This is a genomic window from Achromobacter sp. 01N37 (assembly GCF_056399725.1).
The window spans coordinates 59,716-82,531 of record NZ_JBFTRX010000009.1; the positions used below are offsets into that span (position 1 = coordinate 59,716).

The 22,816-nt window shown below is 62.6% G+C and carries 20 protein-coding genes; 10 read left to right on the forward strand and 10 right to left on the reverse strand.

What is annotated here, in order from left to right:
• The first annotated feature begins 118 nt into the window (after positions 1 to 118).
• Both ssb and AC1DSJ_RS19355 read left to right on the forward strand, forming a co-directional pair.
• Positions 119 to 640 (forward strand): single-stranded DNA-binding protein, encoded by a 522-nt coding sequence (gene ssb, locus AC1DSJ_RS19350; protein ID WP_046802916.1) that lies wholly within the window; start codon positions 119 to 121, stop codon positions 638 to 640.
• 206 nt (positions 641 to 846) lie between these two features.
• On the forward strand, positions 847 to 3,654 hold the full coding sequence (locus tag AC1DSJ_RS19355) for a two-partner secretion domain-containing protein (protein ID WP_441371932.1): 2,808 nt from the start codon (positions 847 to 849) through the stop codon (positions 3,652 to 3,654).
• Position 3,655: 1 nt separating this feature from the next.
• On the opposite strand, the gene AC1DSJ_RS19360 is transcribed toward AC1DSJ_RS19355, so the two are convergent.
• Positions 3,656 to 4,555, reverse strand: a complete 900-nt coding sequence (locus AC1DSJ_RS19360; RefSeq protein ID WP_441371933.1) for a LysR family transcriptional regulator — start codon at positions 4,553 to 4,555, stop codon at positions 3,656 to 3,658.
• 112 nt (positions 4,556 to 4,667) lie between these two features.
• Between AC1DSJ_RS19360 and AC1DSJ_RS19365 the strand changes: the two genes are divergently transcribed.
• Positions 4,668 to 5,834 carry a mandelate racemase/muconate lactonizing enzyme family protein gene (locus AC1DSJ_RS19365; RefSeq protein ID WP_476760371.1) on the forward strand — a complete coding sequence of 389 codons (1,167 nt, stop codon included), beginning with the start codon at positions 4,668 to 4,670 and terminating at the stop codon, positions 5,832 to 5,834.
• 62 nt (positions 5,835 to 5,896) lie between these two features.
• On the opposite strand, the gene AC1DSJ_RS19370 is transcribed toward AC1DSJ_RS19365, so the two are convergent.
• Positions 5,897 to 8,119 (reverse strand): TonB-dependent siderophore receptor, encoded by a 2,223-nt coding sequence (locus tag AC1DSJ_RS19370; protein WP_441371935.1) that lies wholly within the window; start codon positions 8,117 to 8,119, stop codon positions 5,897 to 5,899.
• 245 nt (positions 8,120 to 8,364) lie between these two features.
• Here AC1DSJ_RS19370 and AC1DSJ_RS19375 point away from each other — a divergent pair, with 245 nt between their 5' ends.
• The 5 genes from AC1DSJ_RS19375 to AC1DSJ_RS19395 all read left to right on the forward strand — a co-directional run bounded on the left by AC1DSJ_RS19375 (position 8,365) and on the right by AC1DSJ_RS19395 (position 11,932).
• Positions 8,365 to 9,342, forward strand: coding sequence for a helix-turn-helix domain-containing protein (locus AC1DSJ_RS19375; protein ID WP_054420820.1), 978 nt, complete (start codon positions 8,365 to 8,367; stop codon positions 9,340 to 9,342).
• Positions 9,343 to 9,393: 51 nt separating this feature from the next.
• Positions 9,394 to 10,125, forward strand: a complete 732-nt coding sequence (locus tag AC1DSJ_RS19380) for a class I SAM-dependent methyltransferase (RefSeq protein ID WP_441371936.1) — start codon at positions 9,394 to 9,396, stop codon at positions 10,123 to 10,125.
• 356 nt (positions 10,126 to 10,481) lie between these two features.
• Positions 10,482 to 10,790 carry a DUF4148 domain-containing protein gene (locus tag AC1DSJ_RS19385; RefSeq protein WP_054420818.1) on the forward strand — a complete coding sequence of 103 codons (309 nt, stop codon included), beginning with the start codon at positions 10,482 to 10,484 and terminating at the stop codon, positions 10,788 to 10,790.
• A gap of 102 nt (positions 10,791 to 10,892) precedes the next feature.
• On the forward strand, positions 10,893 to 11,201 hold the full coding sequence (locus tag AC1DSJ_RS19390) for a DUF4148 domain-containing protein (RefSeq protein ID WP_054420817.1): 309 nt from the start codon (positions 10,893 to 10,895) through the stop codon (positions 11,199 to 11,201).
• A 128-nt stretch (positions 11,202 to 11,329) separates the two neighbouring features.
• On the forward strand, positions 11,330 to 11,932 hold the full coding sequence (locus tag AC1DSJ_RS19395) for a TetR/AcrR family transcriptional regulator (protein WP_342066409.1): 603 nt from the start codon (positions 11,330 to 11,332) through the stop codon (positions 11,930 to 11,932).
• Positions 11,933 to 12,022: 90 nt separating this feature from the next.
• Here the strand turns inward: AC1DSJ_RS19395 and AC1DSJ_RS19400 are convergent, their stop codons facing one another.
• From AC1DSJ_RS19400 to AC1DSJ_RS19410, 3 genes are all read right to left on the reverse strand, one after another.
• Positions 12,023 to 12,880, reverse strand: a complete 858-nt coding sequence (locus AC1DSJ_RS19400; RefSeq protein ID WP_441371937.1) for a cysteine hydrolase family protein — start codon at positions 12,878 to 12,880, stop codon at positions 12,023 to 12,025.
• Positions 12,881 to 13,125: 245 nt separating this feature from the next.
• A complete protein-coding gene (locus AC1DSJ_RS19405; RefSeq protein WP_054421360.1) occupies positions 13,126 to 13,743 on the reverse strand; it encodes a TetR/AcrR family transcriptional regulator in 618 nt (205 codons plus the stop codon).
• Positions 13,744 to 13,870: 127 nt separating this feature from the next.
• Positions 13,871 to 16,045 carry a malate synthase G gene (locus tag AC1DSJ_RS19410; protein WP_441371938.1) on the reverse strand — a complete coding sequence of 725 codons (2,175 nt, stop codon included), beginning with the start codon at positions 16,043 to 16,045 and terminating at the stop codon, positions 13,871 to 13,873.
• Positions 16,046 to 16,284: 239 nt separating this feature from the next.
• Between AC1DSJ_RS19410 and glcC the strand changes: the two genes are divergently transcribed.
• Positions 16,285 to 17,049, forward strand: a complete 765-nt coding sequence (glcC, locus tag AC1DSJ_RS19415) for a transcriptional regulator GlcC (protein ID WP_054420813.1) — start codon at positions 16,285 to 16,287, stop codon at positions 17,047 to 17,049.
• A 73-nt stretch (positions 17,050 to 17,122) separates the two neighbouring features.
• Here the strand turns inward: glcC and AC1DSJ_RS19420 are convergent, their stop codons facing one another.
• From AC1DSJ_RS19420 to AC1DSJ_RS19440, 5 genes are all read right to left on the reverse strand, one after another.
• The gene (locus AC1DSJ_RS19420) at positions 17,123 to 18,241 is read right to left on the reverse strand and encodes a saccharopine dehydrogenase family protein (RefSeq protein WP_175170383.1); all 1,119 of its coding nucleotides are present in this window, start codon (positions 18,239 to 18,241) and stop codon (positions 17,123 to 17,125) included.
• Between the two features lie 200 nt (positions 18,242 to 18,441).
• Positions 18,442 to 18,834, reverse strand: a complete 393-nt coding sequence (locus AC1DSJ_RS19425; RefSeq protein WP_082386897.1) for a DUF4148 domain-containing protein — start codon at positions 18,832 to 18,834, stop codon at positions 18,442 to 18,444.
• Between the two features lie 316 nt (positions 18,835 to 19,150).
• On the reverse strand, positions 19,151 to 19,555 hold the full coding sequence (locus tag AC1DSJ_RS19430) for a DUF1090 domain-containing protein (RefSeq protein WP_441371939.1): 405 nt from the start codon (positions 19,553 to 19,555) through the stop codon (positions 19,151 to 19,153).
• 242 nt (positions 19,556 to 19,797) lie between these two features.
• The gene (gene ubiA, locus AC1DSJ_RS19435; protein WP_054421359.1) at positions 19,798 to 20,724 is read right to left on the reverse strand and encodes a 4-hydroxybenzoate octaprenyltransferase; all 927 of its coding nucleotides are present in this window, start codon (positions 20,722 to 20,724) and stop codon (positions 19,798 to 19,800) included.
• A gap of 133 nt (positions 20,725 to 20,857) precedes the next feature.
• Positions 20,858 to 22,060 (reverse strand): aminotransferase-like domain-containing protein, encoded by a 1,203-nt coding sequence (locus AC1DSJ_RS19440; RefSeq protein ID WP_054420809.1) that lies wholly within the window; start codon positions 22,058 to 22,060, stop codon positions 20,858 to 20,860.
• A gap of 158 nt (positions 22,061 to 22,218) precedes the next feature.
• Here AC1DSJ_RS19440 and AC1DSJ_RS19445 point away from each other — a divergent pair, with 158 nt between their 5' ends.
• Complete coding sequence (locus tag AC1DSJ_RS19445) at positions 22,219 to 22,704, forward strand: GAF domain-containing protein (RefSeq protein WP_054420808.1); 486 nt, start codon at positions 22,219 to 22,221, stop codon at positions 22,702 to 22,704.
• Positions 22,705 to 22,816 lie beyond the last annotated feature (112 nt).

A 22,816-nucleotide genomic window follows, 5' to 3' on the forward strand; every position in this document is an offset into this window, starting at 1 on the left:
TTGTCATGATGACCGGCGTGTTTCATGAAGCCGGTCTTCAACATCGCTTTTTATGTTGTTGCCGGCGCGCTCGCGGCAACGCACAGGCGCAGGCTGTCAACAACTGAGGGACATCGGCATGGCATCGGTTAACAAAGTCATTCTCGTGGGCAATCTGGGGCGCGACCCGGAAGTCCGCTACAGCCCGGAAGGGGCTGCAATCTGCAATATGTCCATCGCCACGACCTCCACCTGGAAGGACAAGGCTTCCGGCGAGCGCCGCGAAGAAACCGAATGGCACCGCGTCGTCATGTACAACCGCCTGGCTGAAATCGCCGGCGAATACCTGAAGAAGGGCCGCTCGGTCTACATCGAAGGCCGTCTGAAGACGCGCAAGTGGCAAGACAAGGACACCGGCGCTGATCGCTACAGCACCGAAGTCGTCGCCGACCAGATGCAAATGCTGGGCGGCCGTGAAGACGGCGGCGGCGGCGGCGCTAGCTACGGTGGTGGTGGCGGCTACGACGACGCCCCGTCGCGCCCGCAACAGCAACGCGCCCCGGCGCAACGCCCGGCGCCGCAACAGCGCCCGGCCCCCGCAGCGGCCCCGGCCAGCAGCGGCGCGAATCTGGCGGATATGGACGACGATATTCCGTTCTGATATTTCTGAACGAGTAAGTTGTTATTAAAAGCCCCCGCAAATGCGGGGGCTTTTCATTTTTAAGTCATTAAATCAATCAGAGGATTACTAAAAAGGCGGCATTAATAATCATTATTTTGCCGCGCAATTTTTAATCGGTATTCGGCTTTATGTGCCGTGCTAGCCTCGTCTCAATCATTTCTAATAATTCAGACGAGGAGAGGGAAATGAACCATCGCCGCCGGGTTTCCGAAAATAAAGCAGAACGACGTGAACGTCGCGCGTTACGGAAATTAATCGTGTTAGGGGGCGTCTCGTCGTGTGCATTGCTGCTTGCCGGTTCAGCCTACGCTCAGAGCCTGCCCGTAGGCGGCAAGATCACCAGCGGCCAAGGCAGTATCTCGGAGCCCAACCGCTTATCAAAGAAAATTCAGCAGGCCAGCTCCAAGCTGTCCATCGACTGGAACAGTTTCCATATCGCCTCGGGTAGCCGCGTGGATTTTCAGCAGCCCGACGCCAACTCCATTGCCTTGAACCGGGTTGCCGGCACCGAAGGCAGCAAGATCATGGGTCAGCTGAACGCCAACGGGCGTGTCTTCATCATCAACGCGAACGGCGTGCTGTTCGGCAAGACAGCGAAGGTCAACGTAGGCGGCTTGGTGGCGTCCACATTGAATCTGAGCAATGAAGACCTTCAAGAAGGCCGATTCCGATTTGCCGGCGATGGCCGTGCGACGCCGGCAGGCGTTATCAACGAAGGCGTGTTGATTGCCGCAGACGGCGGAACGATTGCGTTGCTGGGCGGACAGGTGGAGAACAAGGGCGTCATCCGCGTCAAACAGGGCGCCATCGCGTTGGCTTCAGGGCAGCGCATTACGCTTGGCCTTTCCGACGATGGGCTGCTCAACGTAGAGATTGATCAGGCGGCGTTGAATGCGCTGGTCAGCAACCATAATGCGCTGACGGCGCAGGGCGGCCAGGTGACGTTGCACGCCCGAGCCAGCAACGCCGTGGCGCACGCGGTCGTGAACAACCAGGGCTTGATCGAAGCGCAAACGCTGAATGGCCGCTCGGGCAAGATCGTGCTGGATGGCGGCTCGCAAGGAGCGGTAGTGGCCGCAGGCACGTTGGACAGCAGCGCGTTCAGCGGTAACGCTGGCGATATCACGGTGCAAGGCCAACGCGTGGACGTGCGCGGCAATCTGTTGGCCACGGCCGGTAGCCAAGGTGACGGCGGCAACGTTCTGGTTCAGGGCCGGCAAGTGCAGATGGAAGCCAGCGCGCAGGCTGATACGCGCGCGGCGCTGGGCAATGGCGGATGGCTGACGCTTGAAGCCGATCAAATCAGCGTCACAACGCAAGAAGTGCCGTTGGTCAGCGGCATCAGCGGCGAGCATCTGAGCCGGCAGCTGTCTAAAAACAATATCGCGCTGACGTCCACGCAAGGAGACCTTCGCGTTCTTGAAGAGACTGCTTGGGATGCGCATACGACGCTGAGCTTGGACGCAAAGAAGTCTGTGCGCCTGAATGCGAATGTCGAGGCAAGCGGGGATAAGGCCGGGTTCGTGATGAACCATGGCGCCGACGCCGACTATATCTTGGGCAAGGACGTCACGGTGACGTTGCCTGGGTCACAAGCCAGCTTGCGCATTAATGGGCAGGATTATCAACTGATCCGAAATGTGCATGAGCTGCAAGCCATCGAGAATAATCTGAGCGGCGCCTATGCACTGGCGAATGCCATTGATGCCCACGAAACGGGTTCGTGGAATGCGCGCGCGGGCTTTCGGCCCATTGGTGGAGATTACTCGAGCTCGACGCAAAAATTCGAAGGCGTATTGACTGGCATGGGGCATGCGGTCGATAGCCTGAAGATTAAGGCCGACTCGTCAAACCCAACGGGGCACGTAGGACTATTCAGCAATTCGCACGGCGTGCTCAGGAACATCGGGTTGCGGCAACTGAGCATTTCCGTTAACCAGCCTGGTCGCCATAATGTCGCGGGTGGATTGGTGGGAGTCAACGGTGGGGTGGTGAAGTATGCCTACGCCTGGGGCGAAATCCGTACGACGCAATCCAATGACTCGTTGGGCGGGTTGGTCGGCGTGAATTATGGCGACGTTTTGAATTCACACTCCCGTGGAGGCGTGCTCGGCGTTGCAGGCGGGGGTGCCTCGGTGGGTGAATTAGGCGGCTTGGTTGGCTCGAACCAGGGGCGTATCGCGCACGCCTACTCGACGACAGTCATTCGCGCAGGCGTTTCAGTTGCTGGAGGATTGGTCGGCAAAAACGAAAAAAACGGGAGCATTGAACATGCCTACGCGACGGGCGGCGCCAACGGCGAGTTCTATACGGGCGGCTTGGTTGGCGCCAACTACGGGTCCATCAGTAATAGCCACGCGACGGGTCTTATCGCCAGCGCCTATCAAACGGGCGGGCTGGTTGGGCTGAATGGCTGGACCGGAACCATTACGGATTCGCGCGCATCAGGGCATGTGGTGGCGCGTTCTTACTTTAGCGGCGTGGGCGGTTTGGTAGGCGAGAACAACGGGATAATTCTTCGCGGCCACGCATCGGGTGACATAACGGGCAGTGGGGATAATGCCGTCGGCGGGTTAGTAGGAAGGAACCGCGGGGGGATTATTCGCCAGTCTTCGGCTACCGGCTCGGCGATAGCCGGGAGTCACAGCCCTGGGCATCCGACGGGCAGTGTGGGGGGATTGGTAGGAACGAATGCCAGCGCGAACGGAAGGACTGCCCTGATCATTGATTCCTATGCCAGCGGCAATGCGGTCGGCCGTGACGATCAAGATGCAGTGGGCGGGTTGGTAGGCATGAATACGGGCGTCATTGAACGGTCTGCATCCAGTGGCAGCGCCTACGGCAGGGGCATCCTGGGCAGCCTTGTGGGATGGAATCTTCACCCTGACGCGTACAGAACCGAGAGTGAGATCCGCCAATCCCAGGGTTCCGGCACCGTCAACGGCGATGACGGCCGCCAGGTTGGGCTCGACCAAGGGAAATTCGAATGGTGATTCAACTCGGCCGCTGAAACACCTCAACCAGATAATCAATAAACGCTCGCGCCCGCGCTGTTTGATTTCTGCGTTGCGGGTAATAAACAAAAAGATCCGCGGATGGCAGTGTGTAGTCGGGTAACACCACCCGCAGCCGTCCGCTTTTCAAATACTTGGCCAGATCCCATTCCGAGCGGATCAAAATGCCGTGGCCATCCAGTGCCCAACCCAGCACGATATCGCCGTCATTACTGGACAACGCGCCGTCCACTTTGATGGCCACGCTTTCGCCTGCGTGCGTGAACCGCCACACGCCGTGCGCTTCATCGTTTTGCGTATGCAGGATGCAGCGGTGCGAGGCCAGATCGGCCAGCGTGGCGGGCGTGCCGTGCTTGTCCAGATAACGGGGGGAAGCGCATAGGAAGCGGCCGTTGGACATTACGCGCCGGGCGCTGAGGCGTTTATCGGGCAGTTCGCCGAACCGGATCGCCAGATCGAATCCGCTTTCCACCAGATCAACGGGCCGGTCCGTGACCTCTAGCTGCACCTGCACGTCGGGGTACCGCTTGGCGAAGTCCGACACCAGCGGGGCGATGGTCGTGCGGCCAAAACCCAGCGTGGCGTTCACTTTCAGCACGCCGCGTGGCGTGGCGCCGCTGCTGGAAACCGCGTCTTCCATGTCGCGCAAGTCCGCCAGGATCTTCAACGCGTGGGACAGATACGTTTCGCCTTCGCTGGTCAGACTGATGCTGCGCGTGCTGCGGTTGACCAGCCGCACGCCCAACCGCCGTTCCATCAGCGCCAGCCGCTTGGTGGCGGCGGGCGGTGTCAGATCCAGCTCGCGCGCGGCGGCGGACAGGCTGCCTAGCCGGGCCAGGTGGATGAAAAATTCCAGTTCGGACGCGATGTCGGTTTTCACTGAAAGTTAATAATCAAATGAATATGAGTGAATCTTAGTGCGGGTGATCGCCCCTACGCTAGGGGTTCCGCACCCACAACGCCGCCACAGTCGGCGCATCAGGAGACCCCTCATGAAAATCGTCGAGATCCGCGAACAGACCCTTCCCATCAGCTCGCCCATTCGCAACGCGTATATCGATTTCAGCAAGATGACGCTGAGTCTCGTCGCTGTAATCACCGATGTGATCCGCGACGGCAAGCCGGTGGTGGGCTATGGCTTCAATTCGAATGGCCGGTACGGCCAGGGCAAGCTGATGCGCGAGCGTTTCATCCCGCGCATCATGGAAGCCGACCCGGAGTCGTTGCTGGACGCGACGGGCAAGAATCTGGACCCGCACAAGATCTGGAACGCCATGTTCACGAACGAAAAACCGGGCGGCCATGGCGAGCGTTCGGTGGCGATTGGCACGATCGATATGGCGGTGTGGGATGCGGTGGCGAAGATAGAAGGCAAGCCGTTGTTCCAGCTGCTGGCCGACCGCTACGGCAACGGCCAGGCCGACCGCCGCGTGTTCGTCTATGCGGCTGGCGGCTATTACTACCCGGGCCAGGACCACGGCAAGCTCAAAGACGAAATGCGCAGCTATATCGACCGTGGCTATACGGTGGTGAAGAAGAAGATTGGCGGCGCGTCGCTGGACGAAGATCTGCGCCGCATCGATTCCATCTTGAGCGTGCTGCAAGACGGGCAGAAGCTGGCGGTGGACGCCAATGGCCGCTTCGATCTGGATACGGCCATTCAGTACGCCAAGGCGCTGTCGCAGTACGACCTGTTTTGGTATGAAGAGGCGGGCGATCCGCTGGATTACGAGTTGCAGGCGACCTTGCGCAACTACTACGCGAACCCGATGGCGACGGGCGAAAACCTGTTTTCGATGCAGGATGCGCGCAACCTGATCCGCTACGGCGGTATGCGCCCCGACCGCGATTGGCTGCAATTTGATTGCGCGCTGAGCTACGGGCTGGTGGAGTATTTGCGCACGCTGGACATGCTGCGCGAGCATGGCTGGTCGSCCAGCCGCTGCATTCCGCAYGGCGGCCACCAGATGTCGTTGAACATTGCAGCGGGCTTGGGGCTGGGCGGCAATGAAAGCTATCCCGACCTGTTCCTGCCGTTTGGCGGATTCCCCGATGGGGTGAAGGTTGACGGCGGCTACGTCACGATGCCGGACTTGCCCGGCATTGGTTTCGAAGGCAAGTCGGACCTGATTGCCGTCATGCGGGAATTGTCGGCATAGGCCATGACCGCGCGGGGTTTAGTCGCCCTTCACCCGCCCTTCACCCGCTCATTACCCGCCCATCACCAGCGATACCGCAACGTCGCCATCACCGTGCGTTCCGCGCCCCAGTAGCAACTGACGGCCGTGCCCAGGCAGTTGGCGACGTAGCGTTTGTCGAACAGGTTGGAGACGTTCAGCGCGACTTGCGCGCCGGCAAGCGACGGGCTGGCGCGGCCCAGATCGTAGCGGATGGCGGCATCCACCAGCGTGACGGCGGGGATGGCGTAGCGGTTGTTCAAGTCGCCGTAGAAGCCCCCGCGATACGTGACGCCTGCGCCCACCCCCACGCCTTGCAGCGGGCCGTCGCGCAAGGTGTAGTCGGCCCACAGCGCGGCCTGATGGCGCGGCACGAAGATCATTTGATTGCCGCGCTGGGCGGCGACATTGGTTTTCGTGACTTCGCTATCACTCAGCGCGTATGACATCGTCAGGTCCAGGCCATTGTCAAAGCTGGCCTTGCCTTCAAGTTCGATGCCCTGCACCTGCGCTTCGCCCGTCTGCACGACAAAGCTGGTGTTGACCGGGTCCGGCGTGCTGACGTTTTTCTGCGTGATCTGGAAGGCCGACAGCGTGACGAAGCTGGCGTAGCCGTCGGGCTGGTACTTCACGCCGGCTTCGTATTGTTCGCCGGTGGTGGGTTTGAGCGGCGAGCCGTCGCGCGTGATGCCCGTCATCGGCTGGAACGATGTGGAGTAGCTGAAGTAAGGCGCGATGCCGTTGTCGAAGCGATAGGTCACACCCGCGCGGCCGGTGAAGCGGTCGGCATCGGCAGTGCGCGATGTCCACGCCCATTGGCCGCCGCTGCCCGCGACGCCGTTGTTGGTGGTGCCTTCGGTCCAGTCGTAGCGGCCGGCGAAGGTGAAGCGCAGACGGTCAAGTTCGATCTGGTCTTGCGCGTACAGGCCCAGCTGGCTGCGCGTCATGTTGATCTTGTTGGCCGTGGCGGGGCGCGTCACGGGCGTGCCGTAGTCCGGGTCGAACACGTTGAACAGCGGCGAGGCCGGCGGCAGCATCAGGCCCAGGCTGCTCTCGTTGTAGCGGGATTTTTCGCGCAGGTAGTCCAGGCCGAAGGTGACGTCATGGCGCGTGGGGCCGGCGTTGAATTTGGCGTTCAACTGGTTGTCGATCTGGAAGGTGTGCGACGTTTCCGGAAAGGCCCAGGCGTAGCGGACGGCTTGAGTGTCCGACAGCATTGCGCCGATCTGCACGCGGCGCGTGTTGGTATCGACATTGGTGTAGCGGGCGCTTTGGCGCAGGCTCCACGTGTCGTTCATACGGTGGTCCAGCGTGTAGCCGACCATCGCTTGTTCGTTGGTGAAGATGTCGTAGCCCGGCTCGCCCACGAAGCGGTCGCGCGGGATGTAGCCCGCGGTGGCGCTCTTTTCCAGCGTGCCGATGACGGGCAGCACGGGCGCGCCGCCGCCGCCGTGGCTGGTGATCTTCTGATACTGCGCGCTGAGGTTCAAGCTGGTGTCAGACGACGGGCGCCACGTGAAGCTGGGTGCGATGAATTGGCGTTCGTCGTCCACGTGCTGGTACTGCGTGTCGCTGTCGCGCAGCGTGCCGGTCAGGCGGTATAGGAATTTGCCTTCTTCGTCGGCCGGGCCAGAGAAGTCGAACGCGCCTTGATAGCGGTTGAAGCTGCCCGCTTGCACCACCACTTCATTGAAGGGTTCGGCCGTGGGACGCTTGCTGGTCATGTTGACCAGACCGCCGGGCGCGCTTTGTCCATACAGTCCCGACGACGGGCCTTTCAGGATTTCGATGCGCTCAAGGCCATAGGTGTCGATGCGCGGTTGCGAATAGCCGCGCGCGCCAAACGGCAGCAGCAGCCCATCCAGATACCGCGATGGCGTGAAACCGCGCACGGTCAGCCAGTCATAGCGCACGTCGTTGTCGCCGTATTGAGCGAACACGCCGGGGGTGTAGCGGACGGCCTGGGCGACGGAGGTCACGCCGCGCTCGTCCATTTCATTGCGGGTGATGACGTTGATGGTTTGCGGGGTGTCGATCAGCGCCGCGTCCGATTTGGTGCCCGAGCGGCTGCGCGTCGCAACGTAGTCGGCGCCGGACGTGGGCGAGGCGTCACGTGCGCCTTGCACCAGCACGGGGGCGAGCGTGGTCACGCCAGTGGCCGCCGCTGGGGCAGCTTGGCCGGTTTGAGTGGTCTGGGCGGCGGCGGGGACCGACGCGGCAAGGGCAGCCAGCAGCGCCAACGGCAGCGGCTTGACGGAAAAGGACACGGTATTTCCCCTGGGGCAATTTATAATTAACAAGAATCATTCCTGTGCGTCGGCATGATTCCAGAAGTCTCGCCGCCTGTCTGACGTTTTTTCGGCGTCGATTAACGGTTTTGCTGCCCCCCCGTTTTTCTGCGCGGTCTGCGTTGTCTTTGGGGCCGTGTTCTTCAGTGCCTTGGCCCTCGGTTCTTGGCTTTCGCGTTTCGCTTTCTCTTTGTGGTTTCGCCTTTCTCCCGCCCGCCTCCCCTATGTCCGCCCGCGCCACCGCGCCCTTGTCCCTTCCGTCTCTGCCTGACCCCAACACCACGCGCGCGAAGCCGCATGAATGGTGGCGGGGTACCTTGCCGACGGTGCCTGCCACCGACGATTGGGAAGCCATCATCGAATGCGTGTTGCGCGTCGACGACGGCGTGAGCCTGGTGGTGCTGGATGGCAGCCCCAAGCGTTCCTTGACGATTCCCGCACCGGGGGCGCCCGTCTTTGGCATGCAGGTCTGGCAGGAAGGCGAAGCCACGTTGGCGCTCGAAGGCGGTGAACCCTTGCGAGTGGCCGCAGGCGCGGCGCTGTTGTTCAACCATGAACGGCCGGTGGGCTGGGCCACGCATTTGCCCGCGAATCAGCGGGTGCGAATGGTGGATATCCGCTACACACCCGAGGCGTTGGCGCGTGCGGGCGACACCGGGCCCGTGACGCTATTGCGGCAGCGGTTCCGGCAGGACGTCAGCGTGCCGGCGCACGGCTCGTTGGTCGCCGCGCTGGACGCGCCCGCCAGCCTGTTGGCGCTGGCCAGCAGCCTGACTCGCGATCCGCCACCCGCCGCCGAGGCGCGGCGGCTTTGGTATCGCGCCAAATCATTGGAGATGCTGTCGGGGTTTGTGCAATTGCTGTCGCTGCCGGATGCGCTGAACGGGCCAGCGGCCGACGAGCTTTCGCGGGTGCATCAGGCCTGCGCGCTGCTGCGCGAACGCTATGCCGAGCATTGGCCGCCCGGGCTGTTGGCGAAAACGGTTGGGCTGTCGGAGAAGCGCTTGCAGCAGTTGATGCGCGACAGCATGGGCCGGTCGGTGCATGCGTACCTGAGCGATATGCGGCTTGAGCGCGCGTCGGACTTGCTTGCCGCCGGCATGAGCGTGACGCAGGCCGCGGGCGACGTCGGGATTTCCAGCCTGAGCCATTTCAGCAAAATCTTCAAAGCGCGGTATGGCGTGTCGCCACGGTCTTGGTAAGGTCGGCCCTGCGTGGCATGCTTGCCGCAGGCATTTGCCAGGAACCGCAGCATGACGCAGAACATCTACGACACCCCCGAATTCTTCGAAGGCTATAGCCAGATGGCGCGGTCGGTGCACGGCCTGGCCGGCGCGCCCGAGTGGCCGGCGTTGCGTGCCTTGATGCCCGACGTGCGCGGCCGTCGCGTCATCGACCTGGGTTGCGGCTTCGGCTGGTTTTGCCGCTGGGCCGATGAGCAGGGCGCAGCCGAGGTGCGGGGCCTGGATGTGTCGCAGAACATGCTGGACCGGGCGCGGGCCACCACGCAGTCGCCCCGCATTCACTACGAGCGCGCTGATCTTGAGCGCCTGCAATTGCCGGTGAGCGGGTATGACCTGGCCTATAGCTCGCTGACGCTGCACTACATCGAGCATCTGGCCGACCTGTTCGCCACCGTTCACCGTGCGTTGACGCCGGGCGGACACTTCGTGTTTTCGGCCGAGCATCCGATCTACACCGCGCCGGCGCAACCGGGGTTTGTGCAGGACGCGTCGGGCAGGCGTATCTGGCCCCTGAACCAATATGCATTGCAAGGACCGCGCACCACAGATTGGTTGGCCAAGGGCGTGGTCAAGCAGCATCGCACGTTGGGCGCCTACCTGAACCTGCTGATCCAGACGGGCTTCACGATCCGGCATGTGGAAGAGTGGGCGCCGACGCCAGAGCAACTGGCGGCGCAGCCCGCGCTGGCCGAAGAGCAGGACAGGCCGATGATGGTGCTGGTATCGGCGAGCCGGTCCTAGGCGGACTAGGGCGGCCTGGGGCGGGTAGGGGCGTATAGGGGCGTATAGGGCGTATAGGGCGTATAGGGCGTATAGGGCGTATAGGGCGTATAGGGCGTATAGGGGGCGGACGTGTTGCCGCCCCGCATCATGAAATATCTGGTTTCACAAAACCGGCTTGCGCTGTCTATCTAGTAGTAGGTAAGATTCATCCATCGACGCAGCGAACCCAACAACCCGCCGCCGCCGAAACCAGAAATACAGTAGGACCGCTTTTTTATTTCCCTCGTTATCTATCTATAAGTAGATAGCTCAACGAAACCGAAGCTTAAACCTAAATCGAAATTTTTATCGAAACCCTGATCTGGAGATCAACCATGAAGACCCTCGTATCCGCCCTGATTCTGTCCGCGTCCTTCATCGGCGCCGCCCAAGCTGGCGAGCTGGACTATCCGCCCGCCCTGAACACCGCAAGCACCGTCACCCGCGCCCAAGTGCAGCAAGAATTGGCCGCCGCTCGCGCCAACGGTGAACTGGTCTCTGGCGAAGAAGGCTACGCCGCTACCGCGTTCGCTTCGACTGGCGCTGACAAGACCCGCGCCCAAGTGAAGCAAGAGCTGGCTGCCGCCCGTGCCCAAGGCCTGACGGAAAGCGGTGAACTGGACTACCCGCCCGTTCAAGGCTGAGCATTTTTACACGGTTATCTATCTAGTGATAGATAGCGCAAAAAGTCGAACCCGCAGTATTCAAACCCCTGTTGCCGTACTGATCCTTACTGGAGATCAACCATGAAGACCCTCGTATCCGCCCTGATTTTGTCCGCCTCGTTCATCGGCGCTGCTCAAGCTGGCGAGTTGGACTATCCGCCCGCCCTGAACACCCAAAGCACGGTCACCCGCGCCCAAGTGCAGCAAGAATTGGCCGCCGCGCGCGCTAACGGTGAACTGGTCTCTGGCGAAGAAGGCTACGCCGCCACCGCGTTCGCTTCGACCGGCAGCGACAAGACCCGCGCCCAAGTGACGCAAGAACTGGCCGCCGCCCGCGCACAAGGCCTGACTGAAAGCGGCGAGCTGGATTACCCGCCCGTCCAAGGCTAAGCAGGATGCCGGCACATGCGGACCCCGGGGGGCGGGATGTTTCCCGGCCGGGGTTCGCACGGGCTTTGGACCACAGACTAGGGCGGCTCCCGATGACGGACCAACCTATTAGTAGGTAATATTCAGCCATGGACACTCCGACCCCCAACACCACCCGAGACCTGCTGCTGGCGCACGCCGAGAAGCTCATCCGCACGCGCGGGTGCAATGGTTTCAGCTACCGCGACCTGGCGGAGCATGTGGGCGTAAAGACGTCCAGCATTCACTACTACTTCCCGGGCAAGGACGATCTGCTTTACGAAGCGGTCGAGGCCTATAGCGCCCGCGCGCTGGGTAATGTGCGCGCCATCGACACCACGCAACCCGCGCAAGCGCAGCTGGAGCAATACCTGTCGATGATGGAATCGCGCGCTTGCGGCGCTGGCGAACTCTGTTTGGGCGGCATGTTGGCCGCCGACATCATGACGTTGTCAGATCGCGTGCGTGGCGCATTGCAGGGTTTTTTCCGTGCGCACGAAGCGTGGCTGGCCCGCGTGCTGGCCGAAGGCGCCGCGCAGGGCACGTTGAAATTCAATGGCACCGCCGAGGCCGCCGGCCGCGCGGTGTTCGCCACGGTGCAAGGCTGCCTGCTGGTGGCACGCCTGTTCCAGCAGCCGCCCGCGCTGTGCGAGGCGATCAGCGCCTTGTATGTGGTTTGCGACAAGGCGGGCAAACTTGCGGCGGATGCATAACGCTGGCGCTTGTTTGCTTGCCGCCCTGACATTGCTGCTACAAAAGAAATGGCCGCCTTGCGCAAGCAGGCGGCCATTGTCGTTGGAGAGTCAGGCTTGCAGTGCTCGCGCCATGTCGACGCTGGTGCGTTCTTGCATGCCCAGATCGCGCATGCGTTGAAGAAACGCGGTTTGCGCGTCGGCGAATCCCGCGACGGGGCTCATGCAATCGGTCAGCAGCACAATGCGCGACAGGTTGCCGCCGGGCAGGTGTTCGGCCAGATGTTCCACGGTGGCGCGCACGCAATGGCTGCCGGCTTCGCCGCCGATGATGATCAGGTCCGAGCGGTCCAGCGAGCCCAGCAGGCTGCGGTTCAGTTGGCTGCGAGGGTCATCGGGGTCTGGCACTTCGGCCATCAGCGCGCTGTAGTGTTCGGTCCATGGGTTCGTACCCTTTGGCACCTTGCGCACGATGAACTGGTCGGCATCTTCCCAGCGGCTATACGCCGCGCGCACGTCCGCATGCACGTTGTGGCCCCATGTGCCGATTTCGCAATGCACGGGCCACACCATCAAGGTGTAGCGCCCGCGCGCTTCCAGCTCGTCCAGATAGGTCAACGTGCGTGGCAGGTCGTCGATGTGGCGCGGATGGAAACGGCCCGCGCGTACGTCTGCCGCCGTGATCGGCGTGAAGGGCAAGACCGGCTGGCTGTCGCCCGTGCGCCAGAACGTGGGGTGCGCCACATCCAGCCGGTGGTGCGAATCCAACGTCAAGGTGATGGAAGTCAGCGCGTGCGCGGTGGCGTCGATGAAGCGCGCCAGCCGTTGCATGTCGGCATGCGCGCCCGCCACCGGCAGCGCCGGCTGCATGGAGTGGCCGGTCAAGGGATCGGTGGGCAGGTAAGCCTGGGGCAGGTCGCAGAAATCGTTCTGCGGATCGACGATCAGTAAGTGGACGGAACGCGGCATGGCGGAATTCGAAGGGACTATGCGGAATATAGACCGGGATGCCGGTAGTTCACTAGAACAGCACCAGATGTTCGGCGCAGTCGGGCAGTTGGCGTAGCAGCGCGCGCCATTGGCGCCACAGATGCGCCAGGACGCCGGCGGCGAGGGCTGCGATCAGAATCCACATGGCTTGCTCCAGATAAAATATTCGCACGACCGTGCGAAATTAGCGTCAAGAAACGCCGGCATCAGCCGGCGCGGGTCAGTTATTCAAGGTAGGTGAAGCTGCGGTACGTAGAGATCAGCCGGTCATACGCGGCCCGAACACGGGCGGGGGCGTTGGGGTCTCGCAAGAAGCGAGCGTCGTGCATCAAACCGATCATCAGGCTGTAGACCTCGAACACCAGTTGCTCAGGGTCGGTATCTGGCCGCAGATGGCCGGCTTCCAACGCCTGGTTGACGGTGCGCACCATGGACGCGCGCCAACGCCGCAAGTTGCTTTCCAGCACGGCGCGCAGGGGCGATTCGACGTCGTCGTATTCAAACGCCCCGGCCACGTAGATGCAGCCCGTCAGCAGTTCGACGTTGCTGGCGCGGTCTACCCACAGCGACACCAGCGCGTTCAGCCGGGGCAGGCCCCGCGGATACGCCATGGCAGGTGTAAAGACGGCAGCGACGAAGCGGCGGTCGTACTCATCCAGCACGGCCTGCTGCAACGCTTCGAGCGAACCCACACGCGAGAACACGCCGCTTTTGCTGATGCCCAGATGCTTGGCGACCTGGCCGAGCGACAGGCTTTCCATGCCTTGCGCCGCAGCCATGTCCACGGCCGCGTCCACAATGGCCGCAAAGGTCAGTTCGCTTTTCTCGGTTTTGGCAGTCATGCGGGCAAATTTAGCACGGTCGTGCGAAAAGTGCGGGGGTTGTTTCAATTTTCCGGGAGAGGGGTACATCCAAAAAAAAACCGGACAGCCAAGCTGTCCGGTTCGGGGTTTGACGCGGTGTGGCCGTTTAGCCTTGCGCGGCCTTGAACTCCAAACGGTACTTGTGCAGCAGCGGCTCGGTGTAGCCGTTGGGCTGCGTCAGGCCTTCAAAGACCAGCGCGCACGCCGCCTTGAATGCCAAAGACGTATCGAAGTTGCCGGCCATGGGCTGGTAGAGCGCATCGCCCGCATTTTGGCCATCCACCACCTTGGCCATGCGCTTGAAGGTTTCCATCACCTGATCTTTATTGGTGACGCCATGGCGCAGCCAGTTGGCGATGTGCTGGCTGGAAATGCGCAGCGTGGCGCGGTCTTCCATCAGGCCCACGTTGTGGATGTCGGGCACCTTTGAGCAACCCACGCCCTGGTCGACCCAGCGCACCACATAACCCAGGATGCCTTGGACGTTGTTGTCCAGTTCTTGCTGGATGTCGGCGGCGGACCACTTGGACGGGTCGCCGACCGGCACGGTCAACAGGCCGCCGAGCAGGTCGTCGCGCACGCTGTCCAGCTTGGTGCGTTCCAGTTCCTTTTGAACCGATTGCACATCGACCTGGTGATAGTGCAGCGCGTGCAGCGTGGCGGCGGTGGGCGACGGCACCCACGCGGTGTTGGCGCCGGCCTTGGGGTGCGCGATTTTCTGTTCCAGCATGGCGGCCATCAGGTCGGGCATGGCCCACATGCCCTTGCCGATCTGAGCGCGGCCGCGCAAGCCCGTGTCCAGGCCGACCAGCACGTTGTTGCGTTCGTAGGCGGTGATCCAGGCGGTGGACTTCATGTCGCCCTTGCGCAGCATCGGGCCGGCTTCCATGCTGGAGTGCATTTCGTCGCCGGTGCGGTCCAAAAAGCCCGTGTTGATGAAGGCCACGCGTGAGGCGGCCGCGCCAATGCACGCTTTCAGGTTGATGCTGGTGCGGCGTTCTTCATCCATGATGCCCATTTTCAGGGCGTTGCGCGGCACCTTGATCAGGTCTTCAACGCGATCGAAAAGTTCGCTGGCGAAGGCGGCTTCAACGGGGCCGTGCATCTTGGGCTTCACGATGTACACCGACCCGATGCGCGAGTTCAGCTTGTTCTTGCGGTCTTGCAGCGCAGCCAGGCTGGTGACGACGGCATCCAGGATGCCTTCGGGAATTTCCAGGCCGTCGCGGTCCAGGATGGCCGGGTTGGTCATCAGGTGGCCCACGTTGCGCACGAACATCAGCGAGCGGCCATGCAGCTTCAGCGAGCTGCCGTCCGGGCGCGTGTAGACGCGGTCGGCGTTGAGCTTGCGGGTGAAGGTTTTGCCGCCCTTGGTGACGGCTTCGGTCAGGTCGCCCTTCATCAGGCCGAGCCAGTTGCGGTAGATGTGGACCTTGTCGTCGGCATCCACGGCGGCAACCGAATCTTCGCAGTCCATGATGGTGGTGAGCGCGGCTTCAACCAGCACGTCTTTCACGCCAGCGGCGTCGGTGCTGCCGATGGTGTGGGTGCGGTCGATCTGGATTTCGAAGTGCAGGCCGTTGTTCTTCAGCAAGATGGCCGTGGGGGCGGACGCGTCGCCCTGGTAGCCGGCAAACTGCGAGCCGAACTTCAGGCCGGTGACGCCGTTGGCCAGCGCCACGCGGAGTTGATCGCCTTCAACCGTGTAGCCGCGTGCGTCGGCGTGCGAGCCATTGGCAAGCGGGGCGGCCGTGTCCAGGAAGCTGCGGGCGCGCGCGATGACGGCGGCGCCGCGTTCGGGGTTGTAGCCCTTGCCCGTGTCGCCCGGCGTGGCGGGAATGGCGTCGGTGCCGTAGAGCGCGTCGTACAGGCTGCCCCAGCGCGCGTTGGCGGCGTTCAGGGCGTAGCGCGAGTTCGACATCGGCACGACCAATTGCGGGCCGGCTTGCTGCGAGATTTCGGTGTCGACGTTGTCAGTGGTGGCTTGCACGCTGGCCGGCTGCGGCAGCAGGTAGCCGATGCTTTCCAGGAACTTGCGGTACGCAGCCGGATCGGCGATGGGGCCGGGGTTGGCGCGGTGCCAGCCGTCGAGTTCGGCCTGCAGGCGATCGCGATCAGCCAGCAGCGCGCGGTTCTTGGGCGCCAGGTCGTGTACCAGGGCCGCAAACCCTTGCCAGAAACCGTCTGCATCCAGGCCGGTGCCGGGCAGGGCTTCCTGTTCGATGAATTGATTGAGATTGGCCGCCACTTGCAGGCCGTGGTGCTGGATGCGTTGAGTCATGCGGGTCTCTAGCGGTAAGAAGGGCTGGCCGGCGCCGGGGCACCGGGCGAATCTGTCCTGACATCATCGTTCGCACCTGCGCCAATGTCCATATCAAAACCCACTGGTCATACCAGTTTATTCAGCCCTGATCTGACAAGCCTGCATTTTTTATGGTTTTATATCAGCTACTTACGGGGGTAGGCGCTGCGCGGCCGAATTCGGCGCGTGCTTGGTCATACCACTGGTCCGGAGAATGCATGTACGCGGAAACAGAAGAGAAACCCCGCCAGGTGGCGGACGAAGTCGCCGAGCGAATCGAACGTTTGATCCTCGACGGGGTGCTCAAGGCCGGGCAGGCGCTGCCGTCGGAGCGGCGCTTGACGGAAAAGCTGGGCGTGTCGCGCACCGCGCTGCGCGAAGGGTTGAAGCTGCTGCGCGCGCGCGAAATTATTCATACGTCGCAGGGCAAGGGCTCGTTCGTGGCGCATATCTCGAAGGTGGATGCCGGCCCGCTGATGCACCTGTTCAATTCGCAGCCGCGCACGCTGTACGACTTGCTGGAGGTGCGTTCGCTGCTTGAGGCCGAGTCGGCACGGCTGGCGGCCATTCGCGGCACGGAAGCGGATTTCATCATGATCCGCCGCCGCTATGACGAGATGGTGGCGGCGCAAGGCACGGCCACCGATACGGCCACGCATGCGCATCTTGATCATGCATTTCACCTGGCAATCTGCGAAGCCTCGCACAACCCGGTGCTGGTGCATACGCTGCAATCGCTGACGGATCTGCTGCTGGGGTCGGTGTTCGCGTGCGTCAACAACCTGTATCACCGCGAACCCGAAAAGCGGCAGATCGACCGCCAGCACACGCGTTTGTTCAATGCGGTGACGGGGCGGCAGGCAGAGCTCGCGCGCAAGGCCGCGGCGGACCACGTGGACAGCGTGCGCCAGAGCCTGTCCGACATCGAACAGGAAGAGCAACGTCTGGTGCGCGCGACGCTACGCCTGGAAGGCTGGACGTAGGGCCGCAAGATTTACGCGGTGCTACGTGGCCGTCCGGTTACGAAGGCTTGGCGGACGGCCTTAGCGCATTGGTTTAACGGTCAGCCGTGGCGCAGCCAGCCAACGCCAGCGGCTTGCCCGCGTAGACGCGGCCGAAACGGTTGTTCAGCAACGCGTCCAGATCAATGGCTTCCTGGCCGACGAAGCCCTGTTGCGGCAACACACCCTGCGCCACCAGATCCAGCGCGGCGCAGATGCCGGCGGCGGTCGACAGCTGGATGGCGCTCAAGCGGTGGCCATCCACGTCCGCGCCGAACACGCGGATCGGGTAGGACTCTTCTTCCAGGCGGCCGTGGCGATGACCCGATGCCGAGGCCTGGATGACAATCACGTCCTGCTCGGTGGTGGGAATGGCCGATTCGAAAATATCCTTCAGCAGATCGCGGCGATCACGCAGGCGCAGGTCATTGAGCAGCAGCTTCATGATGTTGCAGTGGCCCGGGTAGCGCACCGATTTGTAGTCCACGTTGCGCGCGCGGCCAAGCAGGGTGGTGGGCAGCGTGCCCAGGCCGCCCGAGGTGTTGAAGGCCTCGTATTCGACGCCGTCCAGTGCAAAGGTTTCGTAGCCTTCAAGCGCCGGCACGCTGGTCAGTTGCCCGTCGACAATCGCTTCGCACGGGTTGCAGTATTCGTTGATCAGCCCCTCGGTGCTCCACGTCAGGTTGTAGCGCAGGCTGTTGGAAGGGTAGCGCGGCAGGGCGCCTACGCGCATGCGCAAGTCCAGCAAGGTGTCGAAGCGGCGGGCGAGCGCATTGCCGACGATTCCGATGAAACCCGGCGCCAGGCCGCACTGCGGCATCAGCACGCTGCGCACATCTTGCGCCAGCGCCTGGATGGCGTGGGTGCTGGCCACATCTTCCGTCAGGTCGAAATAGTGCACGCCGGCTTTCGCGCACAAACCCGCCACGGCGGTGGCGCGATGGAACGGCAGGGCGTTGACCACGGCGTAGGCGCCTTCGATGCAACGCGCAACCGATTCGTCGTCACTGATCTGCCGCGTTTCGCAGCCCAGCTCAGCCAGCACGCCCAAGCGGGCGGGGTCCTGGTCGGCGACCAACACGGCATAGTCGCCGCTGCGTTCCAGCATCAGGGCAATGGCGAAACCGATTTTTCCGGCGCCCAGCAAAACGATCGGACGAGGGGTGGTGGACATGGTGCTGCTCCTGCGATGAGGGGGATGGGTTGGCCTCATCCTATGCGTGAGCGCTGTCGATTTGTAGATCTGAAAGTGTCGTAACGGTTTAAGTTAACGTCGTTATGACTTATATAGATGTCGAAACGTCAAAAACAAAGCCCCTCGGCTTGTGGCCGAGGGGCTTTTGAAGGGGCTGTCACGGCCTTTCGGCCGGTGAATCAGCTGGCCTTGGGCGGGTAGTCCATGTTGCCGAAAGTGACCAGACCTTCTGCCTTGGCTTGCGCCAGTTGCGATTCCACTTGGGCGCGGGTCAGCGACGTGGCGCTTTCAGCAGCGGCGACGGGCGGGTAGTCCAGGTTGCCGAACGTGACTTCGCCGGCGTTCTTGGCTTGAGCCAGTTCAGCTTGCACTTGTTGCGAGGTCAGGCTGGACTTCTGGGGGATGGCGGCGGGGTAGCCTTCTTCGCCAAACGTGTATTGGCCCGAAACTTTGGCTTGTTGCAGTTCGGCTTGGACCTGGGCGCGCGACGGGCCTTGGTCGGCTTCGGCGGCTTGAGCGCCGGCAGCCAGAACGGACATGGACAACATCAATGCGGTTGCAAGGGTTTTCATAGCAGACCTCCGGTGTCTTGTGAGCTTGGGATCCGAACCGTCTGGCGTCATTGCCGGGGGTTCGCTTGCTGTGGTCCCGATGAGATGCATTCTGTGCTCAAACAACCTCGGGATAAACCCTTATTCCCTGAAAACATCTTTCCAAAATCCGTACTAATCGATTTGAATTCTTCCGGTTGGCACCATGGGTGGCGATATTTCCATCTGATGACGCAATAGATGGTGGTCGGGCCGACGCCGCACGCCCGGCGCAAAAACACAACGCCCCGGGACGGGCCCGGGGCGATTGCGATGCGGCGAGGGAAATTCGGGAAGATCAGCGGTTCAGCTCAACCAGCGCGGCGTTGTATTCCGACTGCGCTTCCTCGAGCTTGCGCTGGGCCTTGTCGATCTTGTCTTGCCTGCCCTTGGCGCGCGCTTCTTTCAACTCTTGTTCGCGTTCAGACACCTTGGTCTGCTTCTCGCGGACATCGGCTTCGCGCTGCGATTGCAGGCGGCTGTCGGTGCAGTGGGCCTTGGCTTCGGCCAGGGCTTTGCGCAAGCCAGCTTCGCGGCGGGTGTTGTTCTGCGCCTTGGCTGCGGCGATGTCGTTTTCGATTTCGCAGAACTTGGCGGCGCAACCGCGCTGGGCCGAGCAGTCGGTGGCGGCCTGAGCGGGCGCGATGCCGAACAGCGCGCATACGGCGGCGGTGGCCGCGAGGGATTTGATCAACGAGGGCATGCGGTGTCTCCGTAAGGCGTGGCGGGAATGCCATGATCGCCTGAACCTGCCATGGCTGCAATGCGCAGGATCAATCAGCAGCGGCCTGCTGGTTCGATCAGCAACGGTTCAACAGTGATCGGTTCAACAGTGATCGGTTCAACGGTAGGCGGTGCAACAGTGAGCTGTTCAACAGTGAGCCGTTCAACAGTGAGCCGTTCAACAGTGAGCGGTCCGCGGGACTACCGCGGACGATCCACAGGTCACCGGATGAGCGTACCCGCCAGCGCGGCGGCCACCAGCAGCGCGCCCAGCCACAGGTTGGCGCGGAACAGCATGAAATTGCGGTCGGGACGCTGGATGTCGAACACCTTCAACTGCCACGCCAGATGCAGCGCCACGGCGGCGATGCCGACCTGATACGCCCACGACAAGCCCATGGCGTAACCGCCCCAGGACCACAGCACGACGGTGGCCAGATAGAAGCCGCCGATCCACAGCTTGCCTTGGTCACCAAAGCGCATGGCGGTGGAATGCAGGCCCAGGCTGCGGTCGTCGCGCACGTCCACATACGCGTAGATGCTGTCGTAGCCCACCTGCCAGAGCACGGCGCCTGCCCACATGGCAATGGCGGCCAACGGCACGTGATTCTGCGTGTCGGACCAGGCCATGAGCATGCCCCAGTTAAAGCAGATGCCCAGCACCACTTGCGGCCAGTACGTGACGCGCTTGCACAGCGGATAGATGAACACAAAGGGCAGCACGGCCACCGCGAGCCAGCGGCTCATGTCGTTCAGGAAGAACAGCAGCGATCCGCAGACAAGCAACTGGCCCAGCAGGAACCAGACGGCGTTCTTCATCGACAACTGGCCGCTGGTCAGCGGACGGAAACGCGTGCGCTCGACGTGCTTGTCGAAGTTGCGGTCGCACATGTCGTTGACGGTGCAGCCGATGCCGCGCATCAACAGCGCGCCCAGCGAGAAGACGATCAGGCGTTGCAGGTCGGGCAGCCCGCCTGCCGTCTGGACCAGCGCGGCAATGGCCGGCAGCAGTGTCAGCCAAGTGCCGATGGGGCGGTCCAGGCGGCACAGGCGGGCGTAGGGCCGCCACGACTTCGGGAGCCAGCGTTCGACCCAGTCGGTGAAGACGATGTCGCTTAGGTCGACGGGAGGTTGTTGCGAGGCGCTCACTGTCACGGTCAGAAAAAGGTCGGGAAAGCCGACAGCATAAAACAACGGCCGGGCATTGCGCCCGGCCGTGGAAGGTCACTCGCCGTTCAGGGCGCGGTTTTCAGGCCGCATTGCCCTGCTGGCCACGGCTTGCTTAGGCCGTGTATTCCTTGAGCAGCTTGCCCAGGATGGCGATGCCGGTGCGGATCTTGTCTTCCGGCACGGTGGCAAAGCTCAGGCGCAGCGTGTTCGCGCGGCCCGCGCCGCTGTAGAACGGCGCGCCCGGCACGAAGGCCACGTTCTGCGCGATGGCCTTTTCCAGCAGCTTGGTGCTGTCGATGTGCTCGGGCAGAGTCAGCCAGATGAACATGCCGCCTTCCGGCTTGGTCCAGGTGACGGTGGACGGGAATTCCTGCTTGATCGCTTCCAGCATGCAGCTGCCTTGCGCACGATAGATTTCGCGCACGTTGGGCAGGTGCTCTTCCAGGAAGCCGTCTTTGACGATTTCGTAGACGGCCATTTGCGTCAGCGTGGGCGTGTGCAGGTCAGTGGCTTGCTTGGCTTGCACCAGCTTGTTGATCAGCGCGCGGCCGCCAGCGATGTAGCCCAGGCGCAGGCCGGGGGCCAGCACCTTCGAGAACGTGCCCAGGCGCACGACGTTGGCGCCGTATTCGGCGGCCAGCGCGATCAGGCCCGGCTGCGGCTCGCCTGCGTAGCGCAGTTCGCCGTAGGGATCGTCTTCGATGATGGTCAGGTTGAGCTCGGCGGCGCGCTTAACCAGCGCGATGCGGCGTTCCAGGTTCAGCGTGCGTCCGGTGGGGTTCTGGAAGTTGGGCAGCGCGTACAGGAAGCGTGCGCCGTCGGCCAGTTCAGGCGTGATGGCTTCAGGAATCAAGCCGCCTTCGTCGGTGGGCACCGGCACGAACTTCGGCTGGTACAGGCTGAACGATTGGAGCGCGCCCAGGTAGCTCGGGTCTTCGACCAGCACCTTGCTGTCTTTGTCGATCAGCACCTTGCCCAACAGGTCCAGCGCTTGCTGCGAACCCGAGACGATCAGGATTTGATCGGGGGCGACGTTGGCGCCTGCGCGGTTCAGATCGTCGGCAACCCATTGGCGCAGCGGCGCATAGCCTTCGGTCGGGCCGTATTGCAGGGCCGCGCGGCCGTTGGTGGCCAATACCTTGTCGAATGCAGCACGTACCACTTCTACCGGGAAGCCGCCGGGCGCCGGCAGGCCGCCAGCGAACGAAATGACTTCGGGGCGCTCGGTGACCTTGAGGATCTCGCGGATGGCGGAGCTGGTAAGTTGCTGAGCGCGTTCCGAAAAGGAAAACGCAGGTTCGAGAGGCTTGTCCATGGATTGCTTCTTGAAGAAGAAGGGTAAAAGGAAGAGGCGGTAGGGGGGACTGCAACAAAAAAGTATTGTCCCATACGGTAGCAGCCCGGCCCCTTTAACGCGCGGAACCCCTAAAATCACCTGCATCGAAAACCGCCTGTACAGTTACATTTACCGCTATGTTTGAAGCCGCTCCGATCGTCGCCGACTCCAAGGCCGCCCTGTACGCCGAACTGGCCGCGCAAGCGCGCGCCCTGCTCGAAGGCGAGCCCGACCGCATCGCCAACGCCGCCAACCTGAGCGCGCTGGCCTATCAGGCCTTGCCCGATCTGAACTGGGCGGGCTTCTATTTCTTTGATGGCACCGAACTCGTGCTGGGACCCTTCCAGGGCAAGCCGGCCTGCGTGCGCATTCCGCTGAATCGCGGCGTGTGCGGTGCAGCCGCCAGCCAGCGCCAGACGCAGCTGGTGCCGGACGTGCATGCCTTTCCCGGCCATATCGCGTGCGATGCCGCGTCGCGTTCCGAGATCGTTGTGCCGCTGGTGCATCAAGGCGAATTGATCGGCGTGTGGGATGTGGACAGCCCCGTGCCGGATCGTTTCGACGAAGACGACCGCCAGGGTATGGAAGCCCTGTGCGCGGTGTTCCTGGCCAGCCTGCGCTGACGCTGCGCGTGCTGGCGGCTCTGGGCCGCCCTGCGCCGTGAGTGACGGCCCGTGGCGGCCGTTGACACCGCGGCGCGCGCCCGGTAGATTTCCGCATCCGTCGCTTCATCTC